This window comes from Streptomyces sp. NPDC014734 (genome assembly GCF_043083325.1).
Lineage (GTDB): Bacteria > Actinomycetota > Actinomycetes > Streptomycetales > Streptomycetaceae > Streptomyces.
Genome location: NZ_JBIBYN010000004.1, coordinates 266937 through 285857 on the forward strand (window position 1 = coordinate 266937; position 18921 = coordinate 285857).

Consider the following 18921-nt stretch of genomic DNA (forward strand, 5'->3'; position numbering starts at 1 on the left):
TGTCACCTCACGATGTCCTCGGATATCCGACACACCGCGCAGTGTGACGCATGGTGACGCTCCGTGTCGGGAGCGACGCGGTTCCGGAGAGCGGCAAGGGCCGCCGGGCCCGGGCCGGAGCGGCGGTCAAGGACGTGCCGGAGCGGAACCGAACACGGCGCGCAGGGCCGGCGGTACGCGGTGCGGGGCGTCCGCCGGGCCCGGGATCACTCGCCCTTGGCCGACGTCAGACCCGGCAGCCGGTTCAGCACGACCACCTTGCCGTCGCCCGCGCCCTTCTTCGGGACGTACACGAGCTGGCCGGATACCCGCTCCTTGGTCAGGGTCGACTTCACCTCGCCCGTCAGCAGCGCCTCCACGTCCGCGTTGAGCGGCGGACGCAGCCCCTGGGCCGCGGTCTGCCGTTCGAAGTGCTTGCTGCTGAAGAAGACGAGTGCCCCGCCGTCCTCCGTCTCCAGACCGAGCGGCGCGAACGTGCCGGTGTCCATCGGCTGGTCGACGTACTGGAACGAGAAACCGGGCCGCTGGGCGGTGCGGCGTGCCTCGCGCCAGCCCGAGGTGGCGGAGCCGGGGGCGAAGACGTCCGGGGTGCCCTTCTGGAGGTATTCCGTGTAATGGGTGCCCAGGTCCTCCGGGGCCACGGCGAGCCCGGCGCTGTCCGCCGCCACCGGCCGGGCCCGTCCGTCGGCGTCCTTCGCGAAGGCGCGCAGCTGCGACGGGGCGACGACCGACAGGTAGGCGGCGCGCCAGCCCGCGCCGGGGGCGGACTTGACGAAGACGACGAGCCAGCGGGTGTCCAGCTTGCCGCCGTCCTCGTCACGGTTCGAATCCGTGTTCGCGACGAACCAGCGCGGCCAGCCCGCCTTCTTCGGGATGAGGTACGTGGCGTCGGTGAGCTCCAGCGGCGAGTGGCCCTTGTTGCCGTCGGGGTTGTTCTTCTGCCGCGCCTTCAGCCCGGCCTGGTTGATCGCGCCGAGCGGACCGGTGACCAGATCCGCGTCCAGGGCCGGGTCATAGGCCTTGTCCGCCGCGTTGTACGCGGTGGTGAAGTCCTTCAGGACCTGTGCGGCCTCAGCCCCGGTCGCCGCCGGTACCACTTCCAGCTCGCCGTGCACCGTCACGCACCCGCTCGCCGTCACGCACAGCGCCGTCGCCGCCGCCGCGAGACCCGTCGCCCGCCGAATCGGCCTCAGGATTCTCATCCGTTGCTTTCCGCGCCTTCTGATCCGTGGCCCCCGATGCCGGGCCCCCTGACCGTCCGAACCCTACCGGGGAGAGGAACAGCGCGAGGGTGGGGAGCAGATACAGCGCCCACACCGTGATCTGGAGAACTGTCGGGTCCGGCTGGAAGTTGAACGTGCCCTTCAGCAGCGTGCCGTACCAGCTGTCCGGCGGAATCGTGGAGCTGATGTCGAACGCCTGGTTGTGCAGTCCGCCGATGAACTCGGCCTCCTGGAGGTCGTGGACACCGTACGCGAGGACACCCGCGGCAACGACGACCAGCATGCCGCCCGTCCAGGTGAAGAACTTCGACAGGTTGATCCTCAGCGCGCCCCGGTAGAACAGCCAGCCCAGCACGACGGCGGCCGCGATCCCGAGCAGCGCGCCGATCATCGGGTGCCAGCCGTCGTCCGCCGCGTGCACCGCGCGCCACACGAACAACGAGGTCTCCAGACCCTCCCGGCCCACCGCGAGGAGCGCCGTGGCGACCAGCGCCCCGGTCCCCATCGCGAGCGCCGCGTCCAGCTTGCCGTGCAGCTCCGTCTTCAGGTGCCGCGCGGTGCGCCGCATCCAGAACACCATCCAGGTGACCAGGCCGACCGAGACGATCGACAGCGAACCGCCGAGCGCCTCCTGGGCCTTGAACGTCATTTCCTGGGAGCCGAATTCGAGGCCCGCGCCGAACGCCAGGCTGACGACGACGGCGATGGCGACGCCGATCCAGATCGGCAGCAGTCTGTTCCTGTTGCCGGTCTTCACCAGATAGGCGATGAGGATGCAGACGACCAGGCTGGCCTCCAGGCCCTCGCGCAGGCCGATGAGGAAGTTGCTGAACACGTCTCGGTTCTCCTGATTCCGCTTCGAGTCCCGTGGGAGGGACGGCAATGACCGGCCCTCTACGAGAACAGCGCCCGGCCCCACCAGTCGTCCTTGTCGCGGACGCCCGGCGGGACCGCGAAGTGCGCCGAACCCACGTGCTGGATGTACTCGTTGAGTGCGTCGTGTGCCGCGAGGCGGCGTTGCAGCGGGATGAATCCCTCGCGTGAGTCGCGCTGGTAGGCGAGGAAGAACAGCCCGGCGTCGAGCCGGCCGAGGCCGTCCGTGCCGTCGGTGAACGAGTACCCGCGGCGCAGGATCGTCGCACCTCCGTTGCTGTCCGGGTGGGCGAGCCGCACGTGGGCGGTCGGCAGCATCGCCTTGAGGAACGGCTCGTCGCGCTCCTTGGACCTGCCGACCGGGGCGCCCTCGCCCTTGTCGCGCCCGAAGACGTCCTCCTGTTCCTGGAGCGGGGCGCGGTCCCAGGTCTCGATGTGCATCCGGATGCGCCGGGCCACCAGGTACGACCCCCCGGTCATCCAGTCCGCGCCGTCCTTCCCGTCCACCCAGACGTGCTTGTCCAGGGCCGCGGTGTCGGTGCCGGAGATGTTCCGGGTGCCGTCCTTGAACCCCATCATGTTGCGCGGGGTCTGGGCGTCGGGAGTGGTGGAGGACGTCTTGCCGAAACCGAGCTGGGACCAGCGGATCGCGGTGCGGCCCATGCCGATTCTCGCCAGGTTGCGGATGGCGTGCACCGCCACCTGCGGATCGTCCGCGCACGCCTGGACGCACAGGTCGCCGCCGCTGCGGGCCGCGTCGAGGTTGTCGCCGGGGAACCTGGGCAGGTCGACAAGGGCCCCGGGGCGCCGGTCCTCCAGCCCGAACCGGCCCCTGGCGAACAGTGAGGGGCCGAAGCCGAGGGTGAGCGTGAGCCGGGAGGGCTTGAGCCCCAGCGCCTCGCCGGTGTCGTCCGGCGGGGCCTCGGGGAGCCCGCCGGACGCCCCGTCGCCGACCGCGTGACCTGCCGTCATCCGCTCGGCCGCCCGCGTCCACTCCTTGAGCAGCGCGACGAGTTCGGCGCGGTCCTTCGTCGTCACGTCGAAGGCGGCGAAGTGCAGCCGGTCCTGGACGGCGGTGGCGATGCCCGCCTGGTGGGGACCGTGGAACGGTACGGCCGCGCCGCTGTCGGCGGCCGGCACCGCGTCGTTCTCCGGCCGCAGCGCGGCCACCGCGCCACCGGCCGCGACCGCGCCGAGCGCGAGCCCGGCACCGCCCCAGCCGAGCAGCGCCCGGCGGGACGGGGCCGCACCGGTCGCCGGGGCTCCGGCGGCGGCGCCGCGCGCCCCGTCCGGTGCGTCGGGCATCTCGGCCGTCTCAGGTGTCTCAGGTGTGTCCGGCATCGCAGGTGACCTCTCGCCCGGTTACTTCGTCACCGCGGCGGCGAGCCTGGACAGCGGCTCGGCAAGCGCGTTGACGGCGTCCGACAGTTCCTTGCGGTCCGCCTTGCCGACCTTCTCGTACGAGGTGAACACGTAGGAACCCTTGTCCGCGCGGTACTTGTCGAGCAGCGTGTTCAGCGCCGCGAACTGCTTGTCCAGGGAGGCGGTCAGCGCCGGGTCGTTCTTCGAGGCGATCGGCTTCAGCAGCTCGTAGGACTTCTCCGCCCCCTCGACGTTGCCCTTGAAGTCGACGAGATCGGTGTGGCTGTAGCGCTCCTCCTCACCCGTGACCTTGCCGGTGGCGACCTCGTCGAGGAGCTCCTTGGCGCCGTTGGCCATCGAGGTCGGGGTGATGTCGGCGGTGCCGACCCGCTTCTGCCAGTCGACCAGGTCCTTGTACAGGACCGGTGCGAGCGCCTTCTCCTCGGCGCCCAGCTTCCCGTCCTGCCACAGCGCCTTCTCCAGGCGGTGCCAGCCGGTCCACTTCTGCCCGTCCTCCAGGCCGTCCTCGCGGACGTCGACCTTCGGGTCGATGTCGCCGAACGACTCCGCGACCGGTTCGGTGCGCTCCCAGCCGAGCCGGGAGTCCGCGTAGAGCTTCTTGGCGGTCTCGATGTCGCCGGCGGCCACGGCGTCCGTGAACGCCTTGGCCTTCGGCAGCGTCTCGTCGGCCTGGGCCTGGACGTAGGTGCGGTACTCCGCGACGGCCTTGTCCATCTCGGGGCTGCGCCTGACCGCCTTGCCGCCGGTCACCTCGATCTTCTGCCGGATGCCGTGGCCCTTCATTCCGGGCTTGCAGGCGATCTCGTACGAACCCGCCTTGATCTCGGCCGTGATGGTCGCCTTGGTGCCGGGGCCGATGTTCTCGCGCTCGGCGACGATGCGGTCGTCAGGGAACAGGACGTAGACCTCGGTGACCTTGGATCCCTTGTTCTGCACGGCCAGCTCGATGTGACCGGCCGGCAGCTCCGTCTTCGAGACCTCGCAGGCGTCGTCCTTCGCGACGACCTCCACGGCGCCGTCGCCCTTGCCGTCGCTCTTCTGCGCACAGCCCGTGACGGCGGTCAGGGCTGCCACGGCGGTGGCAGCGGTGACGACGGAGAGACGAACGGCTCGCATGCGGGCTCCACGGAGGAAGAGAGGGACGGGAGGGAAGGCCGGACAAAGACAAGTGAGGCGGGCCTAACTTAACCGAGGCTTACCTCGCCCAGACCCGTCCGTGCAGTGATTCGTCTCTCATCCCGGCACCACGGAAACAAGGTGGTCACGGCAGTCCCAAGGATCCCTCGCGCAATGGTCAAGGAACGGTCAAGCGGTCCGGGTCGGTACGACGAGCGGCACCCCGGTCCGCGGGTGCGGGAACACCTCGACCGGCTGCCGGTAGACCTCGCCGAGCAGTTCGTCGGTGAACACCTCGGCGGGCGGGCCCGCGACCGCGATCCGCCCGCCGTGCAGTACGGCGGCCCGGTCCGCGTACGCCGCCGCCAGCCCCAGGTCGTGCAGGACCACCACGACAGCGTCCCCCGCCGCGGCCCGCTCCCGGCAGATCCGCAGCACCAGCTCCTGGTGGCGCAGGTCGAGGGCGGCGGTCGGCTCGTCGAGCAGCAGCAGCGGGGCGCGCTGCGCCAGCACCCGGGCCAGCGCGACCCGGGCCCGTTCGCCGCCGGACAGCGCCGAGAAGGGGCGACCGGCGAACTCGGCGACCTCGGTGGCCGCCATCGCCGCCGCCACCGCCGGATCGTCCTCGTCCTCCCGCTCCGTCCCCGCCCACGGCGCCCGCCCCATCCGGACCACGTCCTCCACCGGGAACGGGAAGGACAGCGCGGCGGTCTGCGGCAGCACCGCCCGGCGCAGGGCGAGTTCGGGGGCCGACCAGTCGGTGACCGGGCGCCCGTCGATCCGTATCCCGCCGCTCTCCGCGGGCAGATCGGCGGCCAGCGCCGCCAGCAGGGTCGACTTCCCGGCGCCGTTGGGCCCGACCAGAGCCAGCACCTCGCCAGCGTGCGCGGTCAGGTCGATCGAGTCGAGCACCGGCCGCTGGCCCAGCCGCACCCGCAGCCCGTGCGCCTCGGCGACGGGCGAGCCGGGGGAGACCGGGGCGGGCAGCAGACGGCCCCGGGCCCGGAACGGATTCCGCATCAGCCTCATGCCCAACCACCTTGCTTGCGACGGGTCCTGCGCAGCAGCCAGAAGAAGAACGGGCTGCCGAAGAGCGCGGTCAGCACACCGAGCGGCAGCTCGGCGGGGGCGGCCACGGTACGGGCCGCGAGATCGCCCACCACCAGCACCAGGGCGCCACCCAGCGCGCTGCCCGGGACGAGGAAGCGGTGGCCCGGTCCGTTCGCCATCCGCAGCAGGTGCGGCACCAGCAGTCCCACGAACGAGATGATCCCGGCGACCGCCACCGCGGCGGCCGTCAGCAGCGCCACCACCAGGACGAGCACCACCCGCAGCCGTTCGACATCGACGCCCAGGTGCCGGGCGGGCCGCTCACCCAGCGCCAGCAGGTCCAGCTTCCGGGCGTGGAACGGCGCCACGAGCAGCCCGAGCGCCGCGCACGGCAGCACCGCGAGCACCTTCGGCCAGGTCGCCTGGGCCAGCGAGCCCAGCTGCCAGAAGGTGATCTGGGAGACCTGCGCGTTGTCGGCGAAGAAGACGGACAGTCCGATCAGCGCCCCCGCGAAGGCGTTGACCGCGATCCCGGTGAGGATCAGGGTCACCACCTCGGTGCGACCGCCCGACCGCGACAGCGCGTACACCAGCAGCACGGTCGCGAGCCCGGCGACGAACGCGCAGACGGTCACGGTCCAGTTGCCGAAGAAGGTGAGCCCCAGCGCGATGGAGGCGACCGCGCCGACCGCCGCCCCCGAGGAGATCCCGATCACCCCGGGCTCCGCGAGCGGGTTGCCGAACACGCCCTGCATCAGGGCGCCCGCACAGCCCAGCGACGCCCCGACGAGCAGGGCGAGCACGACCCGGGGCAGCCGCACGTTCCACAGCACGCTCTCGCCCACCCGGTCCAGCGCGGCGCCGCCGAGCCCGATCCGGTGCTGGATGGAGCCGAGGACGTCGCCGAGCGGGATGCCGTACGCGCCGAGCCCGGCGGACAGCAGGCAGCACACCACGAGGGCGGCGATCAGGCCGATGGTCAGGAGCGGGGCGGTGGAGCGCCGGGGCGCGGGTGCCGACGGTTCCGGCGGTTCCGGCGTCGGCGGTTCCGGCGTCGTGGGGGCGTCCGGCCGGGTGTGTTCCCCGGAGGGGGCGGTCACTCGGACGCACCGTCCTTCGGGTGGAGTTGCGCGACCAGGTCGCTCAGCACCCGGTCCGTGCGCGGCCCGTAGTTCAGCAGCACGCCGTCGTCGATGGAGACGATCCGCCGGTCCATTCCGGCCGGGGTCTCGGCGACGCCCGGGATCTTGACCAGGCCGTCGACACCGCCCACCGACTCCAGCCCCTTGCGCATCACCAGAATGGCGTCGGGGGCCGCCTTGGCGAGCGCCTCGCTGGTGATGGCGGTGAAGTCCTTCCTCAGACCGGACTCCTTGCCCGCGTCGACGCCGCCGGCCGCCTCGATGAGCGAACTCGCGCCGGACTCCCGGCCGCCCAGCAGATAGACGGAGGCGGAGCCGCGCAGATAGAGGAAGGCCACCCGGGGCTTCGGCTGCCCGTCGACGGGGGCGGGCACGGACTTCCTCACCGCGTCGATACGGGACCGCGTACGCGTGTCGAGTGCGGAGCCCGCGTCCGGCACGCCCAGGGCCGCCGACACGGTCTCGATCCGGCGGGAGACGTCGGCCAGTTCCTTGGCCGGCCGGACGACGAGGAGCGGGATGCCCGCGTCACGGATCTGGTCGATGGCCTCGGCCGGACCGGTGGTGGTCTCGGCCAGGACGACGGTGGGCCGCAACGAGAGCACGCTCTCCGCCGAGACGTCGTGGGCACGGGTCACGACAGGGAGCTTCGCCGCCTGTTCGAAGGTGGCGGTGATGTCCCGGGCCACGACCTGCTCGCCGAGGCCCAGCGTGAAGACGATCTCGCTCAGGCCGCCGGTCAGCGGCACGATGCGGTCCGTCGAGGTGATGGTGACGTCGGCGCCGTCCGCCGACTTCACCGTGACGGGCAGCCGCGGCTCCGGCGTGGTGGCCAGCGGCTCGACGCGGTCGGCCACGGCCTTCGTGGAACTCGCGGCGAGCTTGCCGGTGTTCGTGCCGCCGGTGCCGCCGCAGCCCGTCAGGGCGAGGGCCAGCGCGAGGCCGCCCACCAGGGCCGCCAGGGAGCGGCGCGTCCCGGGCGCTCCGCCGGTGCCGGCCGGTCCGTGGACCGGCCGTCGGGTGCGCCGTCCCGGTGGGGCGAAGTCCTGCGAGAAGCGCACTGGGCACCGTCCTGTCGTTCCGCCGTGAGTAGTTGGCCGTGGTTTGCATGGGGTTGCGAGAGATGCGGTGGATGGGGGTACCACCGCATGACTTGCATACCTTAGGTTAGCCTTACCTCGCTCGCTAGATCTCGGAGGGTCCTCATGCTGTCGTCCAGACCTGCCCGCGTGCCCGGAAGGGCGCTCGCGGTCGCGCTGCTCGCGGCGCTGCTCGGAGCGCTGCTCCCGGCCACCGCCGCTCAAGCGGCGAGCCGCACGGTGCAGGGCGGCCGACTGGACTGGGGCATCAAGTCCTCGTTCCAGAGCTACGTCACCGGGCCCATCGCCAACGGGAGCTGGAACCTGACCGGCGGCGCCGCCACGGTCGGCGGCAGTCAGTTCCGCTTCCACTCCGCGACCGGTTCCTACGACCCGGCCACCGGGTCCTTCACCGCGGGCTTCTCCGGCGGGGTGCGCTTCGCCGGACACCGGAAGGCCGACGGCGGCAACGAACTGGAGCTCTCCATCAGCCGCCCCACCATCCGTGTCACGGGGGGCCGCGGCACCGTCCTCGCCGACATGGTCAGCAAGGAACGGGGAAGCGGACGGGTCACCTCCGCCGCCCAGGTACCCCTCGCGACACTGGGCCTTGCCGGGATCGACATGAAGGGCGGTACCACCCCCCTCGCCCTCCGCAACGTCCCGGCGACCCTGACGGCGCAGGGCGCGAAGGCGTTCGCCGGCTACTACACGGCCGGCACGCCGCTCGACCCGGTCAGCCTCTCCGTGGACACCTCCGCCCCGGCCGGGAAGCCGTCCGCCTCCACGTCCCCCGAGAAGAAGCCGGCCGAGCCGAAGAAGGCCGAGCGGACCGCGGGACGCCTGGAGGACGCCGCCGTCGACTGGGGGGTGCGCCGCACCTACCGCGAGTACGTCACCGGCTCCATCGGCAAGGGGAAGTGGACCCTCGCCGACGGCGCGCAGGACGGCGGGGCACTCTTCCGCTTCCCGCGCGGCAAGGGCACGTACGATCCGGAGAAGCAGGCCCTGGACGCCGCGTTCGCGGGCAGCGTCCGCTTCACGGGCGCCGACGGCCTCGACCTGAAGCTCTCCGCGGTCGCGGTCCGGGTCAAGGACGGCAGGGGCACCCTCTCGGCCGACGTGCTGAGCGGCGGCGACCGGCTCGGGGTCCTCCCCCTGGTCACCTTCGACGCGAAGGACTTCGCGCCGAAGAACGGCCTCGCCGTCCTCACCGAGACCCCCGCGACGCTCACCGCCGACGGCGCCAGGGCGTTCGGCTCGCTCTACCGGGCGGGCACCGCGATGGACCCGCTCTCCCTCGCCGTCGCCGTCGACAGCGGCGTCACCCTGCCCGCCCTGCCCGACCTGGGCAGCGACCCCGCCCCGTCGCAGTCGCCCGAGGACAAGACGGTCACGACGGCGCCGGTGTCCGAACCGGACTCCGCTTCCGGCTCCGGTTCCCGGACCCCGCTCTACTTCGGCCTCGGCGCGGGCGCCCTCGCCGCCGCGGCGGGCGCGTTCCTCCTCGTCCGCCGTCGCGGCGCCGCGCGGAACGACGACTGACCTCCCTCCGCCGCCCCTCCCGGTGTCCCCCGCCGGCCGGGGCGGCCGGAGCTCCGTCCGGTCGCACGGCCGGACCTCCGTCCCCACCCCCCTGTACCGCACTCCCCGAGGAGACCATCGACCATGGCAGCCACCCGCCGCCCCATAGCCCTCGCCGCCGCCGTCGCCACGGCGGCAGCCCTCGGCGCCACCGCGTTCGCCCTGCCCGCGCTCGCCGCCGACGGCGCCGCCTCCGGCCGGGCCGCCGCCGGGGCGCCGAAGCTGGACCTCACGGACGGCACCCTGGAATGGGGCGTCAAGGAGTCCTTCCGCAAGTACCTCGCCTCGCCGTTCTCCGGCGGGAAGATCACCGTCAAGGACGGCGCCGTCCAGGCTGCCGACAACGGCGTGTTCACCTTCGCCGACGGCAAGGGGAGCTACGACACCGGCACGCACGGCACCGACACCGCCTTCCGCGGCGGCGTCAACTTCTACGCCCACGGCGGCGTTCTCGACATCACGCTGTCGGACGTGAGGCTCTCCACCTCCGGCACCGGCGGCGCGATCACCGTCGACGTCACGACCCCGGAGGGCACCCGCGACGACGTGGTCTTCGCCGACCTCGACCTGTCCGCCGTGAAGCCCGGTCAGGGTGCGGGCGGCGCCATGGTGTTCAAGGACATCCCGGCGAAGCTGACGAAGGCCGGCTCCGAGGCGTTCAACGGCCAGTACAAGGAGGGCGACGCGCTCGACGCGGCCACGCTGTCGGTCAAGGCCGCCGCGGCCCCGACCGGGAAGCCCACCACGGAGCCGACCACCGAGCCCACCGGCAAGCCCACGACCGAGCCGACCGGCAAGCCCACCACGGAGCCGACCACCGGGCCGACCGGCAAGCCCACCTCGACCGCCTCCCCGTCCCCGACGGCCACCGGCAAGCCGGCCGCCGAGACCGGCACGGTCGTCGACGGCACCCTGGACTGGGGCGTCAAGAAGTCCTTCCGCGACTACGTCACCGGCCCCATCGCCCACGGCAAGGTCGAGACGACGGCCGGTGCCAAGTCGTCCGGCGACGGCTACCGGTTCCCCGACGCGACCGGTCACGTCGACGCCGCCGGGCAGACCCTGAACGCCAAGTTCGGCGGCAAGGTCCGCTTCCTGGGCCACCAGGAGGACGGCGCCTACACCCTGGACCTCTCCCTCACCGCGCTGAAGATCCGGGTGAACGGCACGAAGGGCACGCTGATCGCGGACGTCTCCAGCAAGGACCGCGAGACCAAGAAGGTCTCCTCGTACTCGGGTCTTGCCGTCGCGGACCTGAAGCTGCCCAAGGGCGGGCTCGTGGCCAAGAACGGGGTGGTCACCCTCTCGTCCGTGCCCGCGACCCTCACCGCCGACGGCACCAAGGCGTTCGGCGGCATGTACCGGGCGGGCGAGGAACTCGACCCGCTGACCGTCGCGGTCGCCCTCGACAAGGACGCCGAACTCCCCGCCACGGGTGGCACCGGCTCCACCGGGTCCACCGGCTCCACCGGCCAGGCGGGCGGATCCGCGACCATCGGCGGCGGCAGCGTGGGCGGCGGCAGTGTGGGCGGCGGCAGTGTGGGCGGCGGCTCGGTGGGCGGCTCCGGCTCGCTCGCCGCCACCGGCTCCGACCTCCCGGCCGGCGCCCTGATCGGCGGCTCGGCCCTCGTCGTGGCGGCCGGTGCCGCCACCGTCGTCGCCGCCCGGCGCCGCCGCACCGCCTGATCCCGGCGCGGCACCCGACCGCACCACCCCGCACCGTCCGGGCGGCGGCCCCGTTCCGCGGCCGCCGCCCGGACGCTGCTTGAATGTCGTCGTGACGAACGACGGCGAACCCGGCGTGCCCGAGGGCATCGACGTGCTACGGGTCTTCTGCGACCCCGACGGACGGCACGGCAACCCCCTCGGAGTGGTGCGCGACGGGCGCGGGTACCCGGACGACGCGTCCCGGCAGGAGCTGACCCGCCGCCTCGGCTTCAGCGAGACCGTCTTCGTCGACGACCCCGAGCGCGGGCACGTCGACATCCACACTCCGGGGCTCCGTCTCCCCTTCGCCGGCCACCCGCTCGTCGGCACCGCCTGGCTGCTCGGCCTGGAGGTCCTGGAGCTGCCGGTCGGCGACGTGTCCGCCCGCCGGGACGGGGAGTTCACCTGGATCGGCGCCCGCCCGGAATGGGCGCCGCCGCGCACGCTGGAACGGTACGGCTCCGTCGCCGAGGTCGAGGCGCTGACCGGGCCGCCGCCCGGCGAGGGCTGGCTCTACGTCTGGGCCTGGGAGGACGAGGCGGCGGGCCGGGTCAGGGCACGGGCGTTCCCGAGGCGGGTCGACGGCTCCGGCGCGGCGGGCGGGATCGTGGAGGACGAGGCCACCGGCGCGGCCGCGCTGTTGCTCGGCGCACGACTGGGGCGGGCCCTCGACATCAGGCAGGGACGCGGCTCCCGGATCCTCACCGCGCCCGCGCCGGACGGCAGGGTGGAGGTCGGGGGCCGGGTGCGCCCGGTGCACCGGCCGACCCCGTCCCGCCCCTGAGGGCGCCGCCCGCGCACACCCGCGCCCCGGCGTCCCGCTTCCGGCCCGAGCCGCACCCGGGTCGCGTCTCCCACGTACACCCGCGCCCCGGCAACCGTGCCGGAACGGGAACGGCGCGGCCGACGGGACCGGACCGGGGTGACCGGTCGGTGCCATCGGCCGCGCCGTACGGGCACGACGTGCCGCGGAGGGGGCGATGCCGTTGGCCGGCGCACACCGCCGGCCAACGGGACTACGCGCTCAGCGGGAACGCCTCGCCCAGCTCCCGGAACACCGCCGTGTTGAGCGCGAACGCGCGCTTGCACTCGTCGACGACGCGCTGCTTCTCCAGGTCGTCCGTGTCCAGCGCGTCCAGCAGCTCGCGGTAGCTCCGCTTGAACGCGGCGGGGTTGGCTATCCCCTCGAAGACGTAGAACCGGACGCCGTCGCCCTTGCGGGCGAAACCCCAGGTCTTCTCCGCCTTGTCGCGGATGATCTGGCCGCCCGAGAGGTCGCCGAGGTAGCGGGTGTAGTGGTGGGCGACGTAACCGGCGGGCCAGGTCCGGGCGCACTCCGCGACCCGGGCGGCGTACGCCGCGGTGGCGGGCAGCGGCTCCAGCCCCTCACGCCAGTCGGCACCCCGCAGATGGGCCAGGTCGCGCTCCAGCTCGGCGGTGCGCATCAGCTCGGGCTGGATGAAGGGCCCGGCGACCGGGTCGTCCCGCAGTGCTTCCGCACCCTCCTCCATCGCCCGGTACACGAACCACAGCTGCTCCGTGTAGCGCGTGTAGGCGTCCACCCCGAGGCGTCCGCCGAGCAGGTCGCTCATGAAGGTCGAGGTCTCCGCCTCGGTGTGCTGTTCGTGGGATGCCGTGCGGATGAGCGTCGAGAAGGGAGTGACGGCGGCGGTTGCGTCCAAGGGGGGCCTCCGGGGGCCGAGGGGACGGGAAAGTCCATAAACAAACGGATAAAAGGCGGCAGTGGCTGCGCGTCGCAGCCGCTGCCGACATCCCCGATCTTCCTACTTAGGTTTACCTAAGTCAACAGCTTCCCGACAGCCTGTCGGGAAAAAATGATACGCCTCCTGCCCGGTGCGCGCCCCGGACGGCGCAACCGTGGGCGGGAACGCGAGAGCGGCCGCCCGGGGGCGGCCGCTCTCGTCGGTGAATCGTCCGTGCGTGTGCGTGGGCGGAGCCCTACGGAAGCGTCAGGATGTCGGCGCCGGTCTCCGTCACCACCAGCGTGTGCTCGAACTGGGCGGTGCGCCTGCGGTCCTTCGTCACCACCGTCCAGCCGTCGTCCCACATGTCGTAGTCGTGGCTGCCCAGTGTCAGCATCGGCTCGATGGTGAAGGTCATGCCGGGCTTCATCACCGTGGTCGCGTGCGGGCTGTCGTAGTGCGGGATGATCAGGCCGGAGTGGAACGAGGAGTTGATCCCGTGCCCGGTGAAGTCCCGTACGACGCCGTACCCGAAGCGCTTGGCGTACGACTCGATGACCCGCCCGATCACATTGACCTGCCGCCCCGGCCGGACCGCCTTGACGGCCCGGTTCAGCGCCTCCCGGGTGCGCTCGACGAGCAGCCGGGACTCCTCGTCCACGTCGCCGCAGAGGTAGGTGGCGTTGTTGTCGCCGTGCACGCCGCCGATGTACGCGGTGACGTCGAGGTTCACGATGTCGCCGTCGCGCAGCACCGTGGAGTCCGGGATGCCGTGGCAGATCACCTCGTTGAGCGAGGTGCACAGCGACTTGGGGAAGCCGCGGTACCCCAGCGTCGACGGGTAGGCGCCGTGGTCGCACATGAACTCGTGCGCCACCCTGTCGAGTTCGTCCGTCGTGACGCCCGGGGCGATGTGCTTGGCGGCCTCCGCCATCGCCTGTGCGGCGATCCGGCCCGCGACGCGCATGCGCTCGACGGTGTCGGCGTCCTGGACCTCCGGACCGGTGTACGGGGTGGGGGCCGGCTTGCCCACGTACTCGGGGCGCCGGATGCTTCCGGGTACGGAACGGATGGGAGTGATCTCCCCGGGCACGAGCGGTGACTGGCCAGACATGCCAGCGAGTCTAACGACCCCGCTTGGGGCAGCATGGCCCCGAGGGAAGGAGCCGATGATGGCCCTGTTCAAGAAGCGCACGGTCGGCAAACCGGGCGAGTGGTACTACTGCCTGCTGCACCAGAAGGTCGAGGAGGGCCCCGAGTGCCCGGCCAAGGACCGTTTCGGCCCGTACACCAGCCGCGAGGAGGCGCAGCACGCCATGGACACGGCGCGGGAACGCAACCTGGAATGGGAGACCGACCCCAAGTGGCACGACGACGGAACCCCCCGGGACCCGGAGGCGTGAGGCGGAGCCCCGTCGTCCGGTCCCCGGGGGGCGTGGGGCGGAACTCCGTCGTCCGGGCCTCGGAGGCGTGCGGCGGGACTCCGCCCCGGGGCCCGGGGACACGACCCGGGCCCCCGCCGCTCAGACCCCGGACGGACTGGCCTGCGACGGGCCGTCCTCCGCCTCGCGCTGGGCGCGCCGGCGCGTCGCGTCCTCGTCCGTCCGCGAGTCGTACGTCAGCAGCTTCGGCAGCGCGGCAGTGAGCAGCGCGACCGAGGCCACGCACGCCACGCCCCCGCTCCAGATCGCGGAGCGGGTGCCCGTCCAGCCCGCCATCGCACCGGCCCGCACCTGACCCAGCTGCGGGCCGACGCTGTACGAGAGCACCTCGATGCCCGCCAGCCGTCCCCGCAGCTCCTCCGGGATGGTCTGGTTCCAGATCGTGGAGCGGCCCAGACCGCTCAGCATGTCGCCCGCACCGGCGGCGGCCAGACAGACCAGCACCAGCCACACGTTGTCGAACCACCCGGCCGCCGCGATCGCCAGCCCCCAGGCCGCGGCCCCGAACACCACGAACAACCCGTGCCTGCGCACCCGTGACGTCCAGCCGCTGGTCAGTCCCAGCATCAGGGAACCGACCGAATCCGCGGCGTACATCAGGCCGAGCGACCAGTCGGCGTCCAGGTCGTCGGCCAGGAACGGGAAGACCGCGTTCGGGAAGGCGAAGAACATCGCGGCCATGTCGACCGCGTACGTCCCCAGCAGCACCGGCCGGCTCCAGGCGTACCTCGCGCCCTCCACGATGCCGCGCAGCGACGGCTTCGCGTTGTCCCGGGCGGGCGGGGCCGGGGACAGGCGCCGGCAGAGCAGCACGGAGACGGCGAACGTGAAGACCGTGACCGTGTAGGCCGTGGCGTGTCCGGCATAGGCCACCACGAGGCCCGCCACCGCCGGTCCGGTGATCGCGCCGAACTGCCAGCGCAACGAGTTCAGGGCGGCGGCCGAGGTCAGCTGGTCGTGCGGCACGATCCGGGCCATCAGGGAGTCCAGTGCGGGGCGCTGGAGTCCGGACAGCGCCGAGACCCCGCCCGCGACCAGGTACAGGGGCCACAGCAGCGGATCGGGCAGCGCGGCGTTCACCAGGAGGACCAGGGCCAGCAGCCCCAGCCCCGCCTCGGTGCCCAGGATCACCTTGCGGCGGTCCACGGCGTCCGCGAGCGCGCCGCCGTACAGCCCGAAGACGATCAGCGGCACCAGCTCGACCGCGCCCATCGCGCCGACGGCCAGCGGTGATCCGGTGAGTTCCTTGATCTGGAGAGGAAGCGCGACCAGGGCCATCATGCTGCCGAAGTACGCGATCAGGCCCTGGATCCACAGCAGCCGGAAGTCGGCGGAGCCGCGCAGGGGGGTGAGGTCGGGCAGCAGCGCGGCGATCCGGGCGACGCGGGATGGAGCTGAGGTCACGAGGGGTCATCGTGCGGTGCGGCGCGCACCCCCGCAACAGCTTTTCCGCCGTGCGCCGCCGTCCCCCGGCGGCCGGACGACACAGCGTCCACTTCCGTCGCGGGCAGTAATGTCGAAGCCATGACTACGAATGACAAGCCCCCCGCCAAGGACCCCCGGGACCTCCCCGACGTGTCGGGCCTCACCGTCGGCGTACTCGGCGGCACCGGCCCGCAGGGCCGCGGCCTCGCCCACCGGTTCGCCCGCGCGGGCCAGAAGGTGATCATCGGCTCCCGCGCCGCGGACCGCGCCCGGGCCGCCGCGGAGGAACTGGGCCACGGTGTCGAGGGCGCGGACAACGCCGAGTGCGCCCGGCGCAGCGACGTCGTGATCGTGGCCGTGCCGTGGGACGGCCACGCCAAGACCCTGGAGTCGCTGCGCGGCGAGCTCGCGGGCAAGCTCGTCATCGACTGCGTCAACCCGCTCGGCTTCGACAAGAAGGGCGCCTACGCGCTGAAGCCCGAGGAGGGCAGCGCCGCCGAGCAGGCGGCCGCGCTGCTCCCGGAGTCCCGGGTCACCGCCGCCTTCCACCACCTCTCCGCGGTGCTGCTCCAGGACACGACCGTCGAGGAGATCGACACCGATGTGCTGGTGCTCGGCGAGGCCCGCGCCGACACCGACCTGGTACAGGCCCTGGCCGGCCGGATCCCCGGCATGCGCGGCGTCTTCGCCGGGCGGCTGCGCAACGCCCACCAGGTCGAGTCGCTCGTCGCCAACCTGATCTCGGTGAACCGCCGCTACAAGGCGCACGCGGGGCTGCGCGTCACCGACGTCTGAGCCGGCCCGCCGCCCGGCCGGGGCGTGTGCGCCGGGCCGGTGAACCCGGCCGGCCGGGCAGCGGCCGTCCGTGCCACCCCGCGTCGGGCGGAAAGGGGCATGGGGGACACTTGAGGGGACCGCGCATCATCCCCGGACAGGAGCCGATCCCCATGCCCCGCCTCGCTCTCTACGCCGTCGCCGTCTGCGTCCTGGCCGTCGTCGCGGCCGTGATCTCGTTCGTCAACGGCGTCTGGCTCGGGATCGTCTGGGTCCTGCTGGCCGGACTCTCGTCGAACATGGCGTGGTTCTACGTGCGGCGCCACCGGGCCCGGGCCACCACGAGCTGATCGCCGATCGCGACGGACCGCCACGGGCCCGTCGGGGGCGACGGGCGGCCGGTCAGCCGGGGAGCGAGCAGACCGGGTCGGCCGTCCGCCAGAAACGGTAGGCGTCGAAACCGCAGTACGTCGTGAACTCGTCGACGCCCAGTGCCCGCAGCAGGCCGTGGACCGCGTCGAAGAAAGCCGCGTTGGCCTCCGGGATCCACAGCACGCCGAACACCGCGATCAGCCCGAACGGGGCGAACGGCTCGACCTGGCGGCGGATCCGGTACGACAGCCACGGCTCGATCACCCCGTACCCGTCCAGCCCCGGCACCGGGACGAAGTTGAGGATCGCCGCCGTGACCTGGAGCAGCGCCAGGAAGCCCAGCGCGTGGCGGAAGGGCGCCGGGACGCCGTCCAGCGCGTGCAGCCAGAACGGTGCCGTGCAGACGATCGCGAACAGCACGTTCGTCAGCGGGCCCGCCGCCGAGATCAGACTGTGCCGCAGGCGGCCGTGGATCCGGCCCCGATCGATGTAGACCGCGCCGCCGGGCAGACCGATGCCGCCCATGATCACGAAGAGCACCGGCAGCACGATGCTCAGCAGCGCGTGGGTGTACTTCAGCGGGTCGAGGGTGAGATAGCCCTTCGCGGCGACCGAGAGGTCGCCGCTGTGCAGCGCGGTACGGGCGTGCGCGTACTCGTGCAGACAGAGCGACACCACCCAGGCCCCCGTCACGAAGAGGAAGACCGCGATCCCGGGACGCTCGGCGAACCCCGTCCACACCGCCCAGCCCGACACCGCGGTCACGGCGGCGATGCCGAGGAAGACCGGGCTGATCCTTCGCTGCGATGTGCTGACCATGGGGCCGAGCCTACGGGTTGCCCGCCCCCCGGTCACCGCCCGTCACGCACGGCCGCGGGCCGGGAGGAGGTCCCGGCCCGCGGCGTCCCGCACGGGGAACAGTGGTGGAATCAGCAGGAGAGGCTGGGACCCGTCGGCACCCCGAGGATCCGGGTGAACTCCTGGTACCGGTTGATCCGGCTCTCGACCTGGCGCGGGTTGCCGCCGTCGCACTCCAGCGCTCCGTTGATCGAACGGATCGTCTGGCCGAAGCCCGCCCCACTGATCATCGCGTCATGGCCGGTGATCGGACCGGGGCCGTTCTGCGTGTTCCAGTACCAGAGGCCGGTCATCATCGCGACCGCGGGGTCGGTCTCCACCTTCCACGGGTCGTTCAGCAGATCGATGCCGAGGAAGTCGCCCGCGTTCTTGTAGTTGAAGTTCCAGCTCAGCTGGATCGGGCCGCGCCCGTAGTACGCCGACTGGCCGGCCGGGCAGCCGTAGGGCTGGCTCTGGTCGCAGTAGTGCGGGTAGTTCGCCTCGTTGACTTCCTTGATGTAGTAGAGGCCGCCGGTCTCGTGGCTGATGTTCGCGAGGAAGGCCGCGGCCTCCTGCTTGCGCATCGTGTCGGTACCGGTGTGGGCGAACTTGGGGAACGCCTTGATGGCGTCCGTCAGGCCCTGGTACGTGTAGAACGGGTTCCGGTTCGGGAACATCTGGTCGAACTGCGCCTCGGTCACCACGAAGCTGTTCGGGTACGGGTTGCCGCCCGTGCCGCAGGTGTACGCCGACCAGTAGTAGGTGCTCACCGTCGGGTCGTAGCCCGGGTTGTCGCGCTGGGCGACGTAGATCTTCCCGTCGGTGTACCTGACGATGTCGCGCGTCTGGTAGTTGGCGCCCTTTGACCAGTCGGGCGCCACGGCGCATTCGTCCGCCGGGGTCTGCGGAACATCGGCGGCACTCGCCGTCGCGGGCATGAGGGCCGTCGCCGCCAGTGAGCCGACCGCCACGAGACCGGTCAGCAGCGCCTTCATACGAGTTCTGAGCACAGAGGTCCCTTTCATGGACGCCGGCATGCCGGATGGGCCCGGTGGGCGCCGGGCCGAATTGTTCAGGCTGTGCCGAAGGATGCTTTCGGACACTGAACCCTTCCCCTTGATCGCAGTCAAGGTCTAGACCAAAGAGATTTTCAGTGGTCCGTACCAGTAGTCGCCGATACCGTCCTCCGGTGCCGCCCGTTCCGCGCCGCG

General features: G+C 72.2%; 18 protein-coding genes. 6 read left to right on the forward strand and 12 right to left on the reverse strand.

The window, feature by feature from the left end:
* Positions 1 to 206: 206 nt before the first annotated feature.
* The 7 genes from ACF1CT_RS09865 to ACF1CT_RS09895 form a co-directional block, all read right to left on the reverse strand.
* Entirely contained in the window at positions 207 to 1121 is a 915-nt protein-coding gene (locus tag ACF1CT_RS09865) for a hypothetical protein (protein WP_391783283.1), read from the reverse strand.
* Positions 1072 to 2058 (reverse strand): iron uptake transporter permease EfeU, encoded by a 987-nt coding sequence (gene efeU / locus ACF1CT_RS09870; protein ID WP_391783284.1) that lies wholly within the window; start codon positions 2056 to 2058, stop codon positions 1072 to 1074. Before efeU ends, ACF1CT_RS09865 begins: the two co-directional genes overlap by 50 nt.
* 59 nt (positions 2059 to 2117) lie before the next feature.
* A complete protein-coding gene (efeB, locus tag ACF1CT_RS09875; protein WP_391783437.1) occupies positions 2118 to 3401 on the reverse strand; it encodes an iron uptake transporter deferrochelatase/peroxidase subunit in 1284 nt (427 codons plus the stop codon).
* Positions 3402 to 3458: 57 nt separating this feature from the next.
* Positions 3459 to 4595 carry an iron uptake system protein EfeO gene (efeO, locus tag ACF1CT_RS09880; protein WP_391783285.1) on the reverse strand — a complete coding sequence of 379 codons (1137 nt, stop codon included), beginning with the start codon at positions 4593 to 4595 and terminating at the stop codon, positions 3459 to 3461.
* Between the two features lie 189 nt (positions 4596 to 4784).
* Positions 4785 to 5624, reverse strand: a complete 840-nt coding sequence (locus ACF1CT_RS09885; RefSeq protein ID WP_391783286.1) for a heme ABC transporter ATP-binding protein — start codon at positions 5622 to 5624, stop codon at positions 4785 to 4787.
* On the reverse strand, positions 5621 to 6745 hold the full coding sequence (locus ACF1CT_RS09890; protein ID WP_391783287.1) for a FecCD family ABC transporter permease: 1125 nt from the start codon (positions 6743 to 6745) through the stop codon (positions 5621 to 5623). The genes ACF1CT_RS09885 and ACF1CT_RS09890 overlap by 4 nt, the downstream gene beginning before the upstream one ends.
* Positions 6742 to 7848 (reverse strand): hemin ABC transporter substrate-binding protein, encoded by a 1107-nt coding sequence (locus ACF1CT_RS09895; RefSeq protein ID WP_391783288.1) that lies wholly within the window; start codon positions 7846 to 7848, stop codon positions 6742 to 6744. Before ACF1CT_RS09895 ends, ACF1CT_RS09890 begins: the two co-directional genes overlap by 4 nt.
* 144 nt (positions 7849 to 7992) lie before the next feature.
* Between ACF1CT_RS09895 and ACF1CT_RS09900 the strand changes: the two genes are divergently transcribed.
* The 3 genes from ACF1CT_RS09900 to ACF1CT_RS09910 all read left to right on the forward strand — a co-directional run bounded on the left by ACF1CT_RS09900 (position 7993) and on the right by ACF1CT_RS09910 (position 11941).
* Positions 7993 to 9411: an HtaA domain-containing protein gene (locus tag ACF1CT_RS09900; RefSeq protein ID WP_391783289.1), complete on the forward strand. Its 1419-nt coding sequence runs from the start codon at positions 7993 to 7995 to the stop codon at positions 9409 to 9411.
* Between the two features lie 123 nt (positions 9412 to 9534).
* The gene (locus ACF1CT_RS09905) at positions 9535 to 11136 is read left to right on the forward strand and encodes an HtaA domain-containing protein (RefSeq protein ID WP_391783290.1); all 1602 of its coding nucleotides are present in this window, start codon (positions 9535 to 9537) and stop codon (positions 11134 to 11136) included.
* A 91-nt stretch (positions 11137 to 11227) separates the two neighbouring features.
* Positions 11228 to 11941, forward strand: a complete 714-nt coding sequence (locus tag ACF1CT_RS09910) for a PhzF family phenazine biosynthesis protein (protein ID WP_391783291.1) — start codon at positions 11228 to 11230, stop codon at positions 11939 to 11941.
* Between the two features lie 232 nt (positions 11942 to 12173).
* Here the strand turns inward: ACF1CT_RS09910 and ACF1CT_RS09915 are convergent, their stop codons facing one another.
* Both ACF1CT_RS09915 and map read right to left on the reverse strand, forming a co-directional pair.
* A complete protein-coding gene (locus tag ACF1CT_RS09915; RefSeq protein ID WP_391783292.1) occupies positions 12174 to 12839 on the reverse strand; it encodes a heme oxygenase (biliverdin-producing) in 666 nt (221 codons plus the stop codon).
* Positions 12840 to 13116: 277 nt separating this feature from the next.
* Positions 13117 to 13974 carry a type I methionyl aminopeptidase gene (gene map / locus ACF1CT_RS09920; RefSeq protein ID WP_391783293.1) on the reverse strand — a complete coding sequence of 286 codons (858 nt, stop codon included), beginning with the start codon at positions 13972 to 13974 and terminating at the stop codon, positions 13117 to 13119.
* Positions 13975 to 14032: 58 nt separating this feature from the next.
* Here map and ACF1CT_RS09925 point away from each other — a divergent pair, with 58 nt between their 5' ends.
* Positions 14033 to 14263 carry a hypothetical protein gene (locus ACF1CT_RS09925; protein ID WP_391783294.1) on the forward strand — a complete coding sequence of 77 codons (231 nt, stop codon included), beginning with the start codon at positions 14033 to 14035 and terminating at the stop codon, positions 14261 to 14263.
* A 120-nt stretch (positions 14264 to 14383) separates the two neighbouring features.
* Here the strand turns inward: ACF1CT_RS09925 and ACF1CT_RS09930 are convergent, their stop codons facing one another.
* Positions 14384 to 15706, reverse strand: coding sequence for an MFS transporter (locus tag ACF1CT_RS09930; RefSeq protein ID WP_391783295.1), 1323 nt, complete (start codon positions 15704 to 15706; stop codon positions 14384 to 14386).
* Between the two features lie 120 nt (positions 15707 to 15826).
* Here ACF1CT_RS09930 and npdG point away from each other — a divergent pair, with 120 nt between their 5' ends.
* Together npdG and ACF1CT_RS09940 are read left to right on the forward strand one after the other, a co-directional pair.
* Complete coding sequence (npdG, locus tag ACF1CT_RS09935; RefSeq protein WP_391783296.1) at positions 15827 to 16522, forward strand: NADPH-dependent F420 reductase; 696 nt, start codon at positions 15827 to 15829, stop codon at positions 16520 to 16522.
* A 152-nt stretch (positions 16523 to 16674) separates the two neighbouring features.
* The gene (locus tag ACF1CT_RS09940; protein ID WP_391783297.1) at positions 16675 to 16851 is read left to right on the forward strand and encodes a hypothetical protein; all 177 of its coding nucleotides are present in this window, start codon (positions 16675 to 16677) and stop codon (positions 16849 to 16851) included.
* A 52-nt stretch (positions 16852 to 16903) separates the two neighbouring features.
* On the opposite strand, the gene ACF1CT_RS09945 is transcribed toward ACF1CT_RS09940, so the two are convergent.
* Both ACF1CT_RS09945 and ACF1CT_RS09950 read right to left on the reverse strand, forming a co-directional pair.
* Positions 16904 to 17692: a site-2 protease family protein gene (locus ACF1CT_RS09945; RefSeq protein WP_391783298.1), complete on the reverse strand. Its 789-nt coding sequence runs from the start codon at positions 17690 to 17692 to the stop codon at positions 16904 to 16906.
* A 110-nt stretch (positions 17693 to 17802) separates the two neighbouring features.
* Positions 17803 to 18720 (reverse strand): chitinase, encoded by a 918-nt coding sequence (locus ACF1CT_RS09950; protein ID WP_391783299.1) that lies wholly within the window; start codon positions 18718 to 18720, stop codon positions 17803 to 17805.
* Between the last annotated feature and the right edge of the window lie 201 nt (positions 18721 to 18921).

What these genes read in the sequence shown, in the direction of transcription:
- ACF1CT_RS09925 (WP_391783294.1), top strand. Translation starts at nt 14,033, where the DNA reads ATGGCCCTGTTCAAGAAGCGCACGGTCGGCAAACCGGGCGAGTGGTAC.
- ACF1CT_RS09885 (WP_391783286.1), bottom strand. Translation starts at nt 5,624, where the DNA reads ATGAGGCTGATGCGGAATCCGTTCCGGGCCCGGGGCCGTCTGCTGCCC.
- map (WP_391783293.1), bottom strand. Translation starts at nt 13,974, where the DNA reads ATGTCTGGCCAGTCACCGCTCGTGCCCGGGGAGATCACTCCCATCCGT.
- efeO (WP_391783285.1), bottom strand. Translation starts at nt 4,595, where the DNA reads ATGCGAGCCGTTCGTCTCTCCGTCGTCACCGCTGCCACCGCCGTGGCA.
- ACF1CT_RS09900 (WP_391783289.1), top strand. Translation starts at nt 7,993, where the DNA reads ATGCTGTCGTCCAGACCTGCCCGCGTGCCCGGAAGGGCGCTCGCGGTC.
- npdG (WP_391783296.1), top strand. Translation starts at nt 15,827, where the DNA reads ATGACTACGAATGACAAGCCCCCCGCCAAGGACCCCCGGGACCTCCCC.
- ACF1CT_RS09940 (WP_391783297.1), top strand. Translation starts at nt 16,675, where the DNA reads ATGCCCCGCCTCGCTCTCTACGCCGTCGCCGTCTGCGTCCTGGCCGTC.
- ACF1CT_RS09945 (WP_391783298.1), bottom strand. Translation starts at nt 17,692, where the DNA reads ATGGTCAGCACATCGCAGCGAAGGATCAGCCCGGTCTTCCTCGGCATC.
- ACF1CT_RS09905 (WP_391783290.1), top strand. Translation starts at nt 9,535, where the DNA reads ATGGCAGCCACCCGCCGCCCCATAGCCCTCGCCGCCGCCGTCGCCACG.
- efeB (WP_391783437.1), bottom strand. Translation starts at nt 3,401, where the DNA reads ATGCCCGACGCACCGGACGGGGCGCGCGGCGCCGCCGCCGGAGCCCCG.